Here is a 16417-nt window from a genome sequence, read left to right on the forward strand (position 1 = left end):
AAAGCAAAACGCCACGGCAAGCCGTGGCGTTATTTTTCTGCAGTCCGGGGGGAGCAACAACGCGTCGCTTCCCCTCGCCGGCGGCGCGGCCTGTTGCTGCCGCGCATCGCCCACGCATTACACGTGGAAGAACTCGGCGATGATCGCCGCGCCGAGGAACGTCCCGGCGTTGGCCAGGAACGACACGACCACGATACGCCAGCCGAGTCGACGGAACGCGGGAACGTCCTTGGCGACCGACAGACCGGCGTAGGTCAGCATCGGCGTGACGAGGGCGAGGAAGTTGATCTTGCCCGTGAACTGCTCGACCACCGGCGCGAAGGGGAACGCGGGCGAGGTCAGGAACATCGCGATCAGCGACACCCAGCACACGGCCGGCACCTTGCGACGCGTAACGAAATACAGCGCTTCGCCGACGATCACGGCGCAGATGATGATCAACATGCCCGGCACGCCGTCGAGGAACGGCGTCTTGAAGGCCATGCTGTTGCCCACGAGCGCCAGCGCGCCCGAGAAGATCCACGCGAACAGACGCGCGCCGAAATTCATTTCGACGGTGTGCGCCTTGCTGGCCTGCTTCAGTTCCTTCGCGGCTTCGGCGTCGGCCACGGCAGCGGCTTCCGCGTTGGCGCGACCGCGCTTGCTGATGCGGCCGAGCACCGGCTCCATCACGCGGTAGCCCCACACGGCGAGCGGCAGCGAGATGAACAGCGTGAAGTACGTTCCGATGGTCGTCGTGATCAGGTTCGACGCCGCCGCGAACGTGGCGACTTCCTTCGCGACTTCCGGCGTTTGCTGTGCGGCGATGGCACCGGCTGCGGCCGCCATCATCGAGCCCGAACCCACGCCGGCGCCCATGGCGAGCGAGTGCGGGTGAAACAGGTTGAGGCTGGCGACGAAGCCGGCGAACAGCGAAATAAACACGGCGCCGAAAATCGTGCCGGTCAGGTACTCGGCCAGCACACCGCGACCTTCGGGCGAATCGAAGCCGTACTTTTCACCGATGATGGCCAGGCTCGGCTCACGACCGACCGAGAAGGTCGCGCCGATGGCTTCACGCTTGATGCCGAGCATGAGCGCAACCGGCAGACCCAGAATGATCGTACCCACGAAGTGGCCGAACTCCTGGAATACCAGCGCCCAGCCAGCGGCCACGAGCTTGGGCAGCGAGCCGCCCACGAGCAGGCCGAGCTTGGCCACGAACAGCAGCAGCGCCGGTTGCAGAATGGCGGCCGCCTTGTGCTGCATCGGCAGGTCGATCTGCGCGAATCGCGGCAAACGCGCCTGCGCCAGCCCCAGCGCCGCGCCGAGCAGCAGTGCCCAGACCATCGGCAACAACACGATCTTGCCGTGACCGGCACTGATGCTGATCGCCCCGATCAGCTCCGCGATCACGAGGATCACGATAGCCCATACGTACAGGCGCACGCCATCGCTGAAGGCGCCCCCTTGCGGCTTTGCCGCATTTTGTTCCATGACTGCCATCTGGGTCTCCACTGCACTTGCTATTGAACCGGTCCGGTGCCGTCCGGTTGCCCGGAAGATGCGCGAACGTTTCGGTGGTTAAGGAAATTCGGCGCGCCGTCCGCCGGATCGCGAGACCCGGCGAACACCCCCACGGCGCCATTCGGCACTGCGGCACTGCGCATCAACGACCGCGCATTACCCATTGCGCTTGCCATGTTGGCGCGCCTCGGTGACAGCAACAGCGTTCCGCGCCGAACCACCCGAGGGCGGCATTATACGCGGTCAAAATCACCGTTCCGGCCGCTTGTCCCGCGGGCTGAAACGGTTGCATGCCGGACGGAGCCTCACGACCGGCGCCCGGCACACTTCTCACACTTTCACGATGCATTCGCGCGCGCACGACGCACGATGGCGGCACATTCGCACGGGAATCAGACGTACCCGAACGGCGTGGCCGGATTCGCGGCCGTCTCGACCCACACGCTCTTCGTCTGCGTGTACTCATACAACGCTTCCACACCGCTCGAGCGGCCATAGCCGCTGTGGTTGTATCCACCGAACGGCGAGGCGACGTTGATCGTCTTGTAGCCATTGATCCAGAACGTACCGGCGTTGACCTGCGACGCGACACGGTGCGCACGGGCCACGTCCTGCGTCCAGACGGCGCCGGCCAGGCCGAACTCGCTGTCATTGGCGATCGCGAGCGCTTCCTCTTCGGTGTCGAACGGAATGGCCACCACCACCGGGCCGAAGATCTCGGTACGCGCCACGCCCATCGCGTTGTTCGCATCGGCGAGCACGGTCGGGCGCACGAAGAAGCCGCCGTCGCTGCGCTGCTGCGACCCGGCCGCCAGACGTGCCCCGCCCGCGACGCCCGCGTCGATCATGTTCATCACGTGCTGATACTGCGTTCGGTTGCAGATCGGGCCGACTTCGGTGGCATCGTCGAGCGGCTCGCCCACGCGGATCTGCTCCGCGCCGCGCGCCAGCATCTCGATCATGCGGTCGTACACGCCGCGCTGCACCAGCAAACGCGAACCGGCCACGCAGCTCTGCCCCGCACTGGAGAAGATGGCGGCCTGCGCGCCCAGGCAGGCGCGCTTCAGATCGGCGTCGTCGAAAACGATGTTCGCCGACTTGCCGCCCAGCTCGAGCACGCTCGGCAGCAGGCGTTGCGCGGCGGCCGCGGCAATCTTGCTGCCGGTGGCGGGCGAACCGACGAACACGACCTTCTTGACCACAGGATGCGAGATCGCGGCCTGTCCCGTGGTGTGACCCAAGCCTGCCAGCACGTTGATGAGACCGCGCGGCACGCCGGCTTGCTCGGCCAGCGCCGCCACGACCAGCGAGCTCGCCGGGGTGAGTTCCGACGGCTTGAGCAGCACGCCGTTGCCCATGGCGATGGCGGGCGCGAGCTGCCAGCCGCAAGTAAACACCGGCGCGTTCCAGGGAGTGATCTGCAGCACCACGCCCATGGCTTCACGACGCGTGTAGTTCAGGTGCGTGCTCGGCACCGGGATCACGTCACCGAAGAATTTGTCGGTCCAGCCGGCGTAGTATTCGAACATCTCGGCCACCTTGCCGACTTCGCCGCGGCAATCGCGGATCGGCTTGCCCGCACCGATCGATTCGAGCTGGGCAAGCGCCTCGGCGTTCTCGCGAATCTTCGCGCCGACGGCTTGCATCACGCGACCGCGTGCCGCATGCGTGAGCGCCCACCACGTCTTTTGCGCGGCCTGCGCGGCATCGGCCGCCAGCGCAACGACCGCGGCGCCGGCGTCGCGATAGGCCAGCACCTTCTGCCCGCTGGCCGGGTTCACGATGTCGATGTCGGTTTCGCCCGCGCCCTCGACGAGCTCGCCGTTGACATATGAGCCGATGGTGGTGGCGTGGGGAAAGAACTTGGTGAATGCGCCGAGCAACGCGGCGGCTTGTTGGTCTGCCATGAGAAAACTCCGTGCGATGCGCCCTCGCGGCGTATCGTCCTGTGCAAAAACTGAAGAAATCGAAAATCGGCCGTGACGATTCACGTCACCGCGCCCGCGTCAAAACGGCCAGCCCCGGCCGACGCTCACACCCGGCCCGGCTCGATGAACTGCACGATGCGGTTGAAGTCCTCGTCGTCGCCGAGCGTCGCGGCGCTCGCCGCCCAGAGGCGGCCGACCTCGGCCGACAGCGGTCCGGTCGCGAGCGTCCCTGCCTGTTCCGCGAGCGCCATGGCCAGACGCACGTCCTTGCGCATGAGCTTCATCGTGAAGCCCGAGTCGAAGGCGTCGTTGAGGATCCACGTCGGGTAGTTGGTTTGCGTCACGCCGCTGCGTCCCGAGCCCGCGTTCAGTCCCTCGAGCACTTGCTCGGGCGCCACGCCGGCGGCGGTTGCCAGGCGCATGGCTTCACCGGCCACGATCAGATGCGCCGCGCACATCAGGTTGTTGATGAGCTTGGTCACGTGGCCCGCGCCCACATCGCCGATATGCACGCGCTTGGCCGACATCGCCGCGAGCACCGGCTCGATACGTGCGACGTCCTCGGCCGCGCCGCCCAGCACCATCGTGAGCGCGCCGTTGAGCGCCCCCTTCGGTCCGCCCGACACCGGTGCGTCGACCAGCGCGATGCCCTTCTCGCGCAGCGTGACGGCCAGCGCCCGGGTGCTCTGCGGATCGGCGGTCGAGGTGTCGATCACCACGAGCCCTTCGCGGCCGTTCGCGGCGATGCCGTCGGCGCCGTTGACCACGGCCTCGACCACTTGCGAGGTCGGCAGCGATAGCACGAGCGCGTCGGCTTCGCGTGCGAGTTCGGCCACCGACCCGCGCAGGCCGATGCCGGCGTCGGCCAATGCCGCGCCCGCGGCCGGCGACGGGTCGAAGCCGAGCACCGTGAAACCGCCGCGCTGCAACGACAGCGCCATGCCGCGTCCCATGTTGCCCAGTCCGACCACTCCGATGATTTTCATGTTGACTCCAAATTGACTGCGAGGATGACGCCACCCCCACGGGCGACGTCGCTTGCTTCGCGCGCCGCCCTGGGACGGCCCACGTCAGGACATGTCCTGGGAAAATTTCAATGCGGGTGGTTCACGAACTCCAGCACGACGTTGCCCGCGAATTCCGGCTCCACGACCAGACCGTGCTCGTTGTAACCGTACGGCACGCCATGCTCGCGCCAGATCGCCTCGATGCGCGCCAGATCGGGGGCGAGCAGCGTGATGGCCACCGCATGCGTGCGCATCCCCTGCGCCATCGGCAGGCCCACCGCGGCGTAGCGCGCCTCGGCGCGTTGCGGCGACATCGCGAGCAGTTGGCCACAGCCGGTGTCGGCCACCGCGCCCCCGTCGTACAGATCCACATGACGCGCGCCGTAAAGGCGCTGCCAGCGCGTGGCGAGCTGACGCAGCGCCGTAGCGTCCGGCGTTACGTAAGTGATGCCGACAATGGCGCTCACGCCGTTCGGGTGGCGCTGCCACTCGGGCACCCAGATCAGTTCGGGGCGATGCTGGTGGCAAATGAAATTGGAGGCGTCGCCGAGCGTGTCGTCGAGGAACAGGCCCAGCGAGACGACCGCTTCGTCGGGCGTGCCGTCCGGCTTGCGCATGGCGCGGCGGAAGTCGATGATGCCCTGCGTCTCGAGCCCAGCCTGGGTAAGACGCGACTGATCCGCCCGGGCGTCCTTGCTGTGCAATGCCACGAGCGAGACGCCCTCCTCCCGGGCGAGAAAGCTTCCGAGATAGCGTCCGAAACAGAAGTCGCCCACCGCGTTCGTGCCGAATTTCACGGGATCGTCCACGCCGATCAGTTCGATGAAATTGTCTGCGAACATCATGAGCGAGGTGACCGTGCCCCACGGGTGATAAGACACCGGCGACGGCGAGAAACCAAGACGCGCGTAGTGCGCGAGGCGTCTCGGGTGGTCGTGAACGGTGACCAGCGGATGATCGATGCCGAATCGCGTGTTTCGCGGAGGAATCATCGGGGTCTCCTGTGGAATCGTTCGTGCGTCCCGCGCCGCTCATGCATCGCGGCGCATGCCATCTGGCGCGGAATCGGGCCGCCGTCGCCCGGCCTCGCCTGGGTTCGGGGCCGGGCAATGGGGCCGATCCGCATGTTTTGCAGTGTGGATTGAAAAAAAACGACGCTCAATGACAACGCTTGAAGATTTTTGTTCTAAAAATTAGTCTTTAGGCTATGACACCTGCCATCAACGAGAGCCGTCTGGCTTATTTGTACGAGGCCGTCCAGTGCGGCACTGTACGTGCGGCCGCCGACCGGCTCGACATCGCCCCGTCGGCCGTGAGTCGTCAGATCGCCCTGCTCGAGGCCGAACTGTCGCTGCCGCTCATCGAACGCCACAAGCGCGGCGTGCACCTCACGCAGGCGGGCCGCCTGCTCATGGAGTACTACCGGGAGCAGCGTGCCCACCAGGAGGACTTGCTTGCCAAGCTGCAGGAAGTGCGCGGGCTTCGGCGCGGGCATATCCGGCTGGCCGTTGGCGAGGGGTTCGTCAGCGATCTGATGGGCCCGCCGCTGCAGTATTTCTGCAGGCGTTACCCGGACATCACGCTCACCCTCGATCTGGCCGGCACCAATGAAGTGATGCGGCTGGTCGCCGAGGACGACGCGGATATCGGGCTCGTCTACCACCCGCCGGCGGAGCCCAAGATCGTTTCCCGGGCGCAGTTGCGCCAACCCGTGCACGCCATCGTCGCGCCCGACTCGCCGCTCGTCGCACGCGCGGCCCAGGCGGGCGCCTTGCGTCTGGACGAGCTCTACGACGTACCGCTCGCGCTCATGCACGGGGCCTACGGCACCCGCCAGATGATGGAACTGGCCGAGCAGTCGGAGAAGCGCCGGCTCTCGCCCGCGGTGACCACCAACTCGATTTCCGTGCTCAAGCACTTCGTTCGCGCCGGATTGGGCGCGACATTCCTGCCCGCTTTCGCGGTGTCGCAGGAGATCGATGCCGGCATCCTGTGCGCGCTGCCGATCGATCACCCGATCCTCAATCGCGCCGAGGCGCATCTCGTCACCCGTGCGGGCCGCCGTCTTTCCGGGGCGGCCAATCGGCTGCTCACGCATCTGGCAAGCAAGATGGAGGCCTTCGGCGCGCCGGATTGAGGCGCTCGCAGGCCACGCGGGCGCCCGCCCGGAAAGCCGGCGCCGCGCCGACGCCGGCGGCCTCCTCCGCCGCTGCGCTGACGCCCGCTCCGGTTGCTGGCACGCAACAATCCGGCGACTAAGCCTTTACCCGATGTTGCAGGCGCGAGAATTCGGCTATAAAGAAGCCATCCGGGCGTCGCGCGCAAGGTTATCTCGCAGTACAAGACATCGATCATCCCGGCGCGCCTCGCCAGCCGATTCCGGTCGCCGCACGGCCCCTGTGTGTCACACGAGCGTCTTTGCAGCGGCGCGTGACAGCACGCCGAAGACGGCCTAACGCCAGTGGACTGCCATGAAAACGATCTCTGACGACCAGAGCGTGCCGGCATCACTCGCAACCGCCCGCATGTTCCCGTGCGGCGCCCGTTGCCCAGGCGTTCCCGCTTGCCGATTTCTCGTCACTCGTAACGAAAATTCAGGCTTTCCCGAGCTTCTCCTGCCTCGCCCCGAAACGGGCGATGAAAGGCGACGACGGGCATAACCACGCAACAAAGGTGCGGGGCAAAACGCAATCTGGGGAACAGACCATGAGAAAGAAGCTCATCGCAGCCAGCCTGCTGTGCGGCATCGGCTCGTTCGCGCACGCACAGTCGAGCGTGCAACTTTATGGCCGCGTCGATGGCGGCTTCCAGTTCATGAACAACCTGCAGGACGGCAACGGCGGCACGACGTCACGCTGGAGCGCTCAGGGCGGCGACTACGGCACCAGCCTGTTCGGCCTGCGCGGGTATGAAGATCTCGGACAGGGATTGCATGCGGTATTCAATCTGGAAGGTGGCTTCCAGTTGATGAACGGCTTCAACAACAACGGTTCCGGCTCGATCTTCGATCGGCGTGCCCTGGTCGGCTTCAATTCCCGCTCGTGGGGTCAGCTCACGCTCGGCCGCAACCTGTTCATCAGCAATGGCGTCTGGGATTTCGATCCCTTCCAGCAGCAGGCTTTCTCGTCGGCATCGCTCGTGCGCGGACGCAACTGGCCGCAAGCGAGCAATACCGTCAATTACCAGAGTCCGAACTGGTACGGGTTCGATATCGCCGGCCAGTATGCATTCTCGAATATCGCGGGCCAGTTCAACAGCGGCCGCGGCATGGGCGCGCAGTTGACCTACACGCACGATCGCTTCCAGTTGCGCGCGTTGTATGACGAAATTCGCGACACCAACGGGCGATTCACGGACGTGTTCGCCACCTCGCGCGAGTACTTCGCGGGAGCGAACGTCTTCCTGAATCGCTTCACGATCTCGCTGGGCTACACGCACATGTCAGCGCCTGACGCCCCCGCCCCCGATTTCGCCACGCGCGCCGATCACTACTGGGCCGGGGTGAAATGGCAGGCGACGGCGGTATGGGCGGCCAATGCGGCGGTCTACCACGTGAACGTGCCGGGCGGTTTCGGACACGCGACAATGTTCGAGCTCGGCACCACGTACAACCTGTCCAAACGCACGTTCCTGTATGGCACCGTCGCCTACGTGAAGAACAGTGCCAACCAGAGCTTCTCGGTCGCCGCCATTCCGAGCGACTCGCTCGACAACCCGCCGCCAGGCAAGAGCCAGACCGGCGCCTACATCGGGGTGTCGCACTCGTTCTGAGCGCATGCGGCGCTGTCGACCTGCGCGTCGCCGGGCAACGGGCGCCGGCGCCAGTCGTCCGCGCCCACGGTGCCCTCCACCATGAAAAAAACCCGCCACGCCCTTTCAGGCGCGACGGGTTTTTCATCGCCCGCTCAGACCGAATCGCGGCCTCTCGCGCGGTCCTACGCCACCGGCTTGCGCTTGGGCTTGAGGTCGGTACTGTCGATTTCCTCGAGGACATCGCGGAACTCTGCAATGTCTTCGAAGCTGCGATACACGGATGCGAAGCGGATATAGGCGATCTTGTCGAGGCGCTTGAGTTCACGCATGACGAGTTCGCCGATACGCTGGCTCATCACTTCGCGCTCCGCGCCGGCCAGCAGCTTGTATTCGATGCGCGCAATCGCGGCATCCATCGCTTCGGCACTCACGGGGCGTTTGCGAATCGCCAGTTGCATGCTCGCACGCACCTTCGCGCGGTCGTACTCGGCCCGGCTGCCGTCTTTCTTGACGACCGCGGGCATAGCGAGTTCGACACGCTCGTACGTGGTGAATCGCTTGTCACACGACGGGCATTTCCGGCGCCGCCGAATGGCGGCGCCGTCTTCCGCTTCACGCGAGTCGATGACCTGCGTGTCGTCGTGCCGGCAGAACGGGCAGCGCATGCGTGCGACGCCGTCGGCTTAGCCGTAGACCGGGAAGCGCTTGGTCAACTCGGCGACCTTGGCGCGGACCGTGGCCAGCGTTTCGGCGTTTTCCGGGTTGTCCAGCACGTCGGCGATCAGGTTGCCGACCAGCTCGGCTTCGGCTTCCTTGAAGCCGCGCGTGGTCATGGCCGGCGAGCCCAGACGCACGCCACTCGTCACAAACGGCTTTTCCGGGTCGTTCGGAATGGCGTTCTTGTTGACGGTGATGTGCGCTTCACCCAGCGCGGCTTCGGCAGCCTTTCCGGTGATGTTCTTGGCGCGCAGGTCGACCAGCATCACGTGCGATTCGGTCTTGCCCGACACGATGCGCAGGCCACGCTTGACCAGCGTCTCGGCCAGCACGCGTGCGTTCTTCACGACTTGTTCCTGATACGCCTTGAATTCCGGCGTGGCGGCTTCCTTGAACGCGACGGCCTTGCCGGCGATCACGTGCATGAGCGGGCCACCCTGGATTCCCGGGAAGATCGCCGAATTGATGGCCTTCTCGAACTCGGCCTTCATCAGGATCACACCGCCGCGCGGGCCGCGCAGGCTCTTGTGCGTGGTGGTCGTCACGAAATCGGCGTGCGGCACGGGGTTCGGGTACACGCCCGCGGCGATCAGGCCGGCATAGTGCGCCATGTCGACCATGAAATAGGCGCCGACCGACTTGGCGATGCGGGCCATGCGCTCGAAGTCGATCTTCAGGGCGAAGGCCGATGCGCCCGCCACGATCATCTTCGGCTTGTGTTGCTGCGCGAGTTTCTCGGCAGCGTCATAATCGATGTCTTCGTTCTCGTTCAGGCCGTAGCTCACCACGTTGAACCACTTGCCCGACATGTTGACCGGCGAGCCGTGCGTGAGGTGACCGCCGTGGGCGAGGCTCATGCCCATGATCGTGTCGCCCGGCTTGAGCATGGCGAAGTACACGCCCTGGTTGGCCTGCGAGCCGGAGTTCGGCTGCACGTTCGCGGCCTCGGCACCGAACAGCGCCTTCACCCGATCGATCGCCAGTTGCTCGACCACGTCGACATACTCGCAACCACCGTAATAGCGCTTGCCCGGATAACCTTCCGCATACTTGTTGGTCAGTTGCGAGCCCTGCGCTTCCATCACGGCCGGGCTGGTGTAGTTTTCCGACGCGATCAGCTCGATGTGGTCTTCCTGACGCTGGTTTTCCTTCTGAATCGCGGCCCAGACGTCGGGATCGACGGCGGCAACGGTGGATTTCGATTTGTCGAACATGGCAGTTCCGTTGAATTGAACAGGTTTTCCGGGAGGAGATGGTGCAGCGCGCCTTCCTTTGTGCTTCGGAAGACGATAGACAGGGCAGCACCAACCATCACGGCTGCCCAGGCGAACGGCAAATAAGACCCCGGCGCTTCCCGGTGGGTTGATCCACCTCGGGCGCACAAGGCTGTGCACCCTAATCGCCAGTCACGCGGGGTTTGTGGCGTCCATAGTTTATGCGAGCTTGCGGCGTTAGGCAACCGGCTCGGAAGCCCGCGCCACCCCCTTGCCGAACGCCCCATGGCGCAACTGCGACAGTGCCGGCGCGGTGCCGCACGGACAGGCGATTTCAATGCCCCCCCGTCAGACATGCCAATGATGGAAACCTTACTGTCAGGCGCCAGCGCCGACATGGTGTCGCAAAGGCCGCACGGCATTCGACCGGGGCACCAACGAGGGCGAACCGGTCGCCGAAGCCTGCCGTCATGCAAGGCCGGTCGTGCGCGCTGCGGGTGCCAGCGCGAGGAACAGCGCCTGCTGCGCGCTGATGGCGGCCGCCCGCGTCGGGTACAGACGCGCCCAGGCACGGGCCACCGGCTCTCCCCCCAGGTGCCTCAGCACGTCGCCGCGTCTGGCCATCACATATTCGACCAACGCGTCGGTATCGCGCATATCGCCCCCATGCGCGGCCAACGCCTGCGCCTCGCGGGCAAGCTGACAGACATCGGCCGCCCACGGCCGTATCGTCGCCGCATCGATGCGGCCAAGACGAAACGCCATTTCCGCCGCCACCGCTCGCACACCGTCCGGCTGTCTCAATTCGTCGCGAATCGTCTTCTCGTGAGCGTGCGGCACGAACCCCGCCAACCGACGCACAAACGGGGCGGCGACGGCATTGCATGACACGCGCGTCCCATCGCCCCATGGCGGCGCGGCACCGTCCATGCGCTCCGGCGGGGCGTCGATGTCGGTCGAGGCGTCCGCGCACAGGCAAGCCCCGAATTCCACCGTCATCACGTGCGGCAGATCGTCCTGATCCCGCCAGATTCCCACGTTCTCCATGGCCGCATCGCACAGCGTCCGGTTGTCCAGCCAAAGGGCGGCAAGGTACTGGCGCTCGAGCTCGCATTGATAGATGTCGGGCAGCATGGCGCAGCGTTGCGCTCGCCACCGGTTGGCCTCCTCACCGGGACGGCCCGCCGCAAGGCGATCGCATACCCTCGCCGCCCCCTGGGTGCGAGGGTCAGCGGCATCGACGACGCGGCTCGCGGCATCGCTCTCGAGCCAGCGGCCGAGGCCCGAGTAGCCCGGCAGATACGGTGTTGCCAGAAAGACGCGCGTCGCGTCATGCGTGCCGTCGTACGCCGTCGCACAGCCCCGAACCAGGATCGCCGTCGGTGTCACCAGACCCAGCGCGCCGAACAGCCTTGACGCGAACCAGGCCAGCGATGCCTGCCGGGCATCCGGATACGCCCTGACGACGAACCGGGGCGCATCCACGTGCGGGCCAAGCCGCATCTGCACCGCAGCCGGTTCCCGAGCCGCGTCGTGAACACGCTGCGCCGCGCCGAAATCATGGGGTCCGATGCCCGGCAGCGGCACGTCGCAGCCGTCGCACCCCGCAACGGCCCCGAGACGACCGAAAGTCGTCATCGTGTCCGGCAGCGCCAGCGTCGCCGCGATGCCGTCGGGCGCTCGCGAACCGGATGCCGAGGATGCCGGGGGTGTCGTCGGCGCCGGTTTGGCCGCTGCCGCTTTCGCACCTGACAAATAGCCGTTGATATCCATGACGACCCTCCTTCGTCGTATGGCGAGGCCCCGGCACGCAACGCGCGGGCCGGCCGACCCGTTCGAGATCGGCCGATGTTGCTGCTGCCGTGCGCGGCCAGCTTTCGAAAATGAGGCAACATCGGACAATTCCGCCGCACGTGGTAGGCTCGCCTCATGTCTACGCTTACCCGTATTCTCGTCAGCAGTTGTCTGCTCGGTCACCCGGTTCGGTATCACGGACGCAGCGCGTCTTGCGAATCCGAGGCCGCCGCCTTTCTCGAGCGCTGGCATGCCGAGGGTCGCATCGTCCCGGTCTGTCCGGAAGTCGCGGGCGGCCTGCCCACGCCGCGTCCGCCCGCCGAAATCGAAGGCGCCTCGGGTGGCGATGCCGTCTGGCTTCAGCGCGCGCGTGTGATCGACGACACCGGCGTCGACGTGAGTACCGCCTTTATCGACGGCGCACGGCACGCACTCGCGCTGGCTCGGCGCCATGGCGTTCGCCTTGCCGTGCTCAAGGAGGACAGCCCGTCGTGCGGCAGCACGTCGACCTACGACGGCAGCTTTACGGGCAGGAAGGTGCAGGAAGCCGGCGTGGCGGCGGCCTGGTTGCGACGCCACGGTATCGAGGTGTTCAGCGAACACACGCTCGCCGAGGCGGATGCGAGACTGCGTGCCATCGACGAGCGCCGATAGCAGGCCGATAGCACGCAGACATCGCAGCGATATGGCGACGCCCCAAGCGCCGCCAGGCGTGCGTCGTTACAACTCGATCTTGGTGCCGAGCACCGCAAGGAACTGGGCGATCCAGGCCGGATGGGCCGGCCAGGCCGGCGCTGTCACGAGTTTGCCGTCAGTGTGGGCCTCGTCGATGCCGATTTCCATGTATTTGCCGCCGGCCAGGCGCACTTCCGGCGCACACGCGGGGTACGCCGAACACTCCCGCCCGTCGATCACGCCGGCCGCCGCCAGCAGTTGCGCACCGTGGCAGATCGCGGCAATGGGTTTGTCGTTCTGCGCAAAATGCTTCACCGCCTCGAGAACCGCGTCGTTCAGGCGCAGGTACTCGGGGGCGCGTCCGCCGGGAATGACCAGCGCGTCGAAGTCGGCTGGCGACAGGCCGTCGAACGTGGCGTTGAGGGTGAAGTCGTGGCCGCGCTTCTCGCTGTAGGTCTGATCGCCCTCGAAATCGTGAATCGCAGTGCGCACCTTGTCGCCTGCCTTTTTGCCGGGGCAGACCACCTCTACCCGATGGCCCACGGCCATCAGCGCCTGCACCGGCACCATCAGTTCGTAGTCTTCGACGTAGTCGCCCGCGAGTACCAAAATCCGCTTCTTGCCCATGTGACGCTCCATTCAGAGAAAAGAGGGAGGGGAAAACCGCCCTTCCATGTTACTCAATTCCGGTGACGTCACCGGGACGGCCGCGAACCCGGGCCACCGGCGCGCCGATCGCGTTCGGCCGCGCCGCGGCCACCGCGGCCCCATGGTGGCCCCATGGTGGCCCCATCATGGCCCCATCTCGCCCCCATCGCGCCTCCATCGCGCCTCCATCGCTGGCGAATCACGAGCCCCCTTCGGACGAAAAAAAACCGCGTGCCGAGGCACGCGGTATCAAGTCGGCGCAAAACGCCGTCGGTCAAGCGGTTGCCTGGCGGCGCCTTGCTCGAAGGGGCGCCGCACTAGGCGGAATCGTCAATACGTTTCGAGATGCAGACGCCCTTCCGTCTTCATCCGCTGCCAAAGCGCCTGCCAGTCGAGACCGGCCTCGCCCGCGATGGTCTGCAACGCCTGCAGCACGCCGTCCTCCATGCCCTTCAGGCCGCACACGTAGATGTAAGTGTGGTCGTGCCGGAGCAACGCTGCCACGTCGGCCGCACGCTCGCGCATGGCGTCTTGCACGTAGCGCTTGGGCTGCCCCGGCGTGCGCGAGAACGCGAGGTTCGTGTCGATGAAATCCTTCGGCAGATTGAGCAGCGGACCGAAATACGGGAGCTCGCCCTGCGTGCGCGCACCGAAGAACAGCATCAGCTTGCCGGTCGCGCCTTTCAGACGCCGGCGGCGACGATACTCGGTCATGGCGCGCATCGGCGCCGCCCCCGTGCCGGTGCAGATCATCAGCAGATGCGAATCGGCGTGATTCGGCATGAGGAACGTGCTGCCGAACGGACCCATCACGTTCACCACGTCGCCCTTCTTCAGATCGCAAAGATAGTTCGAGCACACCCCGCCGACCGCCTGATCGTGATGGTCCTTCGTGACGCGTTTGACCGTCAGCGCCAGGTTGTTGTAACCGGGCCGCTCGCCGTCGCGCGGCGACGCGATCGAGTACTGCCGTGCGTGATGCGCGCGCCCGTCGGCGGTGGTGCCCGGCGGGATGATGCCGATCGACTGTCCCTCGAGCACCGGGAACGGTTGCTTGCCGAAGTCCAGCACGATGTGATGAATGTCGCTCTCGGCGCTCGTGTCGGTCAGACGGTAGTTGCCGACCACGGTGGCCTGCACCGGCGCCTTGTGGTTGTAGAGGTTGACGTACGGCTTTGCCGCCGACCACGGCGGCACGACCGAACCGCGCACCAGATCCGAGCCACCGATGACCGGTTCCGGCGCGTCCGACGGATTGGCGCCCGCCGAGGCGGATGTCGCCTCGCCGATCGATCCCTGGCCGGCGATGGCGTCGTCCTGCACCGGAAGTTCGTCCCAGGTGAGCTGATCTTCGATGGAATAGGCTTCGGCCTTGAGCACGTCGCGCCAGTTGTCGATCGCCCCCGTCGGGCACGGCGAGATACACGCCATGCATCCATTGCACGTGTCCGCGCGCACGACATAGTTGTTGTCGTCGTGCGTGATCGCGTCGATCGGACACGTCTCCTCGCAGGTGTTGCAGCGAATGCAGATCTCCGGATCGATCAGATGCTGCTTAAGAACTTCGACCGGAACGGGGCCGTTCATGATGCTGTCTCCTTGTGGGGAATGCGCCTGGGGGGCTGCATGGCCCCCCGCGTCATCAGTTGAAGCGCACGTACTCGAAGTCGATCGGCTGGCGGTTGATGCCGATCGGGGGCGGCGCGATCCAGTTCGCGAACTTGCCCGGCTCGGTCACGCGGCCCATGAGCGACGCGACGTAGGCCCGGTCTTCCGACGACGGCAGCCACTCGCGCTCGTGCGCGGCCCATTCGGTCTCGCTCACCACGCGACCGTCCGGCGACACGCGCACCCCCGCAAACGTGCCGATCTGGCGGTTGAACGCCTTGTGGGGCACGGTCAGGCGAAAATCGATGCCGGCCTTCTCCAGAACCTTGTTCCAGCGGTTCACGCCCGCGACCGAGTCCTTGATGTAGTCATCGCGCAGCACTTCGTTCATCGCGTTGAGCATCGGCACTTCGCGCTCCACGAGCCGGCCGTTGTCCACGTCGAGCAGGCGATACATCTGGCCGTTGAGCTGGTGATCGTCGTCGCGCTTGCTTTCCTCGTAACGCCCCTTGAGGCCCGAGCTGTAGAAGATCGCGGCGTTCGACGACTGGTCCGCACCGAACAGGTCGATCGTCACGGAATAGTGGAAGTTGATGTAGCGCTGAATGGTCGGCAGATCGATCACGCCCGCCGCGCGCAGCTTCGCCACATCGTCGGTCTTCAGTTCGTTCATCACCTGCGCGGTGCGGGCGATGACGCGCGACACGCCCGACTCGCCCACGAACATGTGATGCGCCTCTTCGGTGAGCATGAACTTGGTGGTACGCGCGAGCGGATCGAACCCCGATTCGGCCAGTGCCGAGAGCTGGAACTTGCCGTCGCGGTCCGTGAAGTACGTGAACATGTAGAACGACAGCCAGTCCGGCGTTTTCTCGTTGAACGCGCCCAGAATACGCGGATTATCCTCGTCGCCCGAACGTCGGCCGAGCAGCGCTTCGGCTTCCTCGCGGCCGTCGCGGCCGAAGTAGCGATGCAGCAGATAAACCATTGCCCACAAGTGGCGGCCCTCTTCCACGTTCACCTGGAACAGGTTGCGCAAGTCGTACATCGAGGGCGCCGTGAGTCCGAGGTGACGTTGTTGCTCGACCGAGGCCGGCTCCGTATCGCCCTGCGTCACGATGATGCGGCGCAAGTTCGCGCGATGCTCGCCCGGCACTTCCTGCCACGCGGCCTCGCCCTTGTGCTCGCCGAAATGGATCTTGCGATCCGCCTCGCCCGGCGTGAGGAAGATGCCCCAGCGATAGTCCGGCATCTTCACGTGATCGAAGTGCGCCCAACCGCCCGGATCGACGCTCACCGCCGTGCGCAGATAGACGTCAAATCCATGCGAGCCTTCCGGGCCCATGTCGCCCCACCACGACAAAAAGTTCGGTTGCCACTGTTCAAGCGCACGCTGGAGCGTGCGGTCGTCCGACAGGTTGACGTTGTTGGGGATCTTCTCGCTGTAATTGATCGAAGCCATCGTGGGAATCCTCGTGTCTCGTGCGTATTCTTTGGAAAACGTCTCGTTGGATGTCGTCGCGCACCGCCCTGCGTCGCGCGACGCCCCGTCCTTGCGTGCGTCCAG

At 65.7% G+C, this 16417-nt stretch carries 12 protein-coding genes, 1 pseudogene and 1 riboswitch; of the genes and pseudogenes, 3 read left to right on the forward strand and 10 right to left on the reverse strand.

Going from position 1 to position 16417, the window contains the following annotated elements:
- Positions 1 to 117: 117 nt before the first annotated feature.
- The 4 genes and pseudogenes from PMO31116_RS10365 to PMO31116_RS10380 all read right to left on the reverse strand — a co-directional run bounded on the left by PMO31116_RS10365 (position 118) and on the right by PMO31116_RS10380 (position 5433).
- Positions 118 to 1485 carry a DUF3100 domain-containing protein gene (locus tag PMO31116_RS10365; protein WP_150566651.1) on the reverse strand — a complete coding sequence of 456 codons (1368 nt, stop codon included), beginning with the start codon at positions 1483 to 1485 and terminating at the stop codon, positions 118 to 120.
- 413 nt (positions 1486 to 1898) lie between these two features.
- On the reverse strand, positions 1899 to 3413 hold the full coding sequence (locus PMO31116_RS10370) for an aldehyde dehydrogenase family protein (RefSeq protein ID WP_150566652.1): 1515 nt from the start codon (positions 3411 to 3413) through the stop codon (positions 1899 to 1901).
- A gap of 125 nt (positions 3414 to 3538) precedes the next feature.
- A pseudogene (locus PMO31116_RS10375) lies at positions 3539 to 4462 on the reverse strand (NAD(P)-dependent oxidoreductase); the annotation flags it as partial.
- A gap of 65 nt (positions 4463 to 4527) precedes the next feature.
- Positions 4528 to 5433 (reverse strand): VOC family protein, encoded by a 906-nt coding sequence (locus tag PMO31116_RS10380; RefSeq protein WP_150566654.1) that lies wholly within the window; start codon positions 5431 to 5433, stop codon positions 4528 to 4530.
- 215 nt (positions 5434 to 5648) lie between these two features.
- On the opposite strand from PMO31116_RS10380, the gene PMO31116_RS10385 reads away from it, so the two are divergent.
- Together PMO31116_RS10385 and PMO31116_RS10390 are read left to right on the forward strand one after the other, a co-directional pair.
- A complete protein-coding gene (locus tag PMO31116_RS10385) occupies positions 5649 to 6578 on the forward strand; it encodes a LysR family transcriptional regulator (RefSeq protein ID WP_150566655.1) in 930 nt (309 codons plus the stop codon).
- Positions 6579 to 7147: 569 nt separating this feature from the next.
- A complete protein-coding gene (locus PMO31116_RS10390; protein WP_150566656.1) occupies positions 7148 to 8212 on the forward strand; it encodes a porin in 1065 nt (354 codons plus the stop codon).
- A gap of 164 nt (positions 8213 to 8376) precedes the next feature.
- On the opposite strand, the gene nrdR is transcribed toward PMO31116_RS10390, so the two are convergent.
- From nrdR to PMO31116_RS10405, 3 genes are all read right to left on the reverse strand, one after another.
- Positions 8377 to 8859: a transcriptional regulator NrdR gene (gene nrdR, locus PMO31116_RS10395; protein ID WP_023595053.1), complete on the reverse strand. Its 483-nt coding sequence runs from the start codon at positions 8857 to 8859 to the stop codon at positions 8377 to 8379.
- Positions 8860 to 8877: 18 nt separating this feature from the next.
- On the reverse strand, positions 8878 to 10125 hold the full coding sequence (gene glyA, locus PMO31116_RS10400; RefSeq protein ID WP_023595052.1) for a serine hydroxymethyltransferase: 1248 nt from the start codon (positions 10123 to 10125) through the stop codon (positions 8878 to 8880).
- A gap of 98 nt (positions 10126 to 10223) precedes the next feature.
- Positions 10224 to 10331, reverse strand: a riboswitch (ZMP/ZTP riboswitch).
- A gap of 262 nt (positions 10332 to 10593) precedes the next feature.
- Complete coding sequence (locus PMO31116_RS10405) at positions 10594 to 11898, reverse strand: hypothetical protein (RefSeq protein WP_150566657.1); 1305 nt, start codon at positions 11896 to 11898, stop codon at positions 10594 to 10596.
- A 156-nt stretch (positions 11899 to 12054) separates the two neighbouring features.
- Between PMO31116_RS10405 and PMO31116_RS10410 the strand changes: the two genes are divergently transcribed.
- Complete coding sequence (locus PMO31116_RS10410; protein WP_150566658.1) at positions 12055 to 12573, forward strand: 2-thiouracil desulfurase family protein; 519 nt, start codon at positions 12055 to 12057, stop codon at positions 12571 to 12573.
- 66 nt (positions 12574 to 12639) lie between these two features.
- Here the strand turns inward: PMO31116_RS10410 and PMO31116_RS10415 are convergent, their stop codons facing one another.
- From PMO31116_RS10415 to boxB, 3 genes are all read right to left on the reverse strand, one after another.
- On the reverse strand, positions 12640 to 13221 hold the full coding sequence (locus PMO31116_RS10415; protein ID WP_150566659.1) for a DJ-1/PfpI family protein: 582 nt from the start codon (positions 13219 to 13221) through the stop codon (positions 12640 to 12642).
- 351 nt (positions 13222 to 13572) lie between these two features.
- The gene (boxA, locus tag PMO31116_RS10420; RefSeq protein ID WP_150566660.1) at positions 13573 to 14829 is read right to left on the reverse strand and encodes a benzoyl-CoA 2,3-epoxidase subunit BoxA; all 1257 of its coding nucleotides are present in this window, start codon (positions 14827 to 14829) and stop codon (positions 13573 to 13575) included.
- A gap of 55 nt (positions 14830 to 14884) precedes the next feature.
- Positions 14885 to 16312 (reverse strand): benzoyl-CoA 2,3-epoxidase subunit BoxB, encoded by a 1428-nt coding sequence (gene boxB / locus PMO31116_RS10425; protein WP_023595046.1) that lies wholly within the window; start codon positions 16310 to 16312, stop codon positions 14885 to 14887.
- Between the last annotated feature and the right edge of the window lie 105 nt (positions 16313 to 16417).

This window comes from Pandoraea morbifera, from assembly GCF_902459575.1.
Taxonomy (GTDB): domain Bacteria; phylum Pseudomonadota; class Gammaproteobacteria; order Burkholderiales; family Burkholderiaceae; genus Pandoraea; species Pandoraea morbifera.

Bases quoted from the DNA above. Each gene is read 5' to 3' on its own strand.
- PMO31116_RS10365 (WP_150566651.1), bottom strand. From the start codon at position 1,485: ATGGCAGTCATGGAACAAAATGCGGCAAAGCCGCAAGGGGGCGCCTTC.
- PMO31116_RS10370 (WP_150566652.1), bottom strand. From the start codon at position 3,413: ATGGCAGACCAACAAGCCGCCGCGTTGCTCGGCGCATTCACCAAGTTC.
- PMO31116_RS10380 (WP_150566654.1), bottom strand. From the start codon at position 5,433: ATGATTCCTCCGCGAAACACGCGATTCGGCATCGATCATCCGCTGGTC.
- PMO31116_RS10385 (WP_150566655.1), top strand. From the start codon at position 5,649: ATGACACCTGCCATCAACGAGAGCCGTCTGGCTTATTTGTACGAGGCC.
- PMO31116_RS10390 (WP_150566656.1), top strand. From the start codon at position 7,148: ATGAGAAAGAAGCTCATCGCAGCCAGCCTGCTGTGCGGCATCGGCTCG.
- nrdR (WP_023595053.1), bottom strand. From the start codon at position 8,859: ATGCGCTGCCCGTTCTGCCGGCACGACGACACGCAGGTCATCGACTCG.
- glyA (WP_023595052.1), bottom strand. From the start codon at position 10,125: ATGTTCGACAAATCGAAATCCACCGTTGCCGCCGTCGATCCCGACGTC.
- PMO31116_RS10405 (WP_150566657.1), bottom strand. From the start codon at position 11,898: ATGGATATCAACGGCTATTTGTCAGGTGCGAAAGCGGCAGCGGCCAAA.
- PMO31116_RS10410 (WP_150566658.1), top strand. From the start codon at position 12,055: ATGTCTACGCTTACCCGTATTCTCGTCAGCAGTTGTCTGCTCGGTCAC.
- PMO31116_RS10415 (WP_150566659.1), bottom strand. From the start codon at position 13,221: ATGGGCAAGAAGCGGATTTTGGTACTCGCGGGCGACTACGTCGAAGAC.
- boxA (WP_150566660.1), bottom strand. From the start codon at position 14,829: ATGAACGGCCCCGTTCCGGTCGAAGTTCTTAAGCAGCATCTGATCGAT.
- boxB (WP_023595046.1), bottom strand. From the start codon at position 16,312: ATGGCTTCGATCAATTACAGCGAGAAGATCCCCAACAACGTCAACCTG.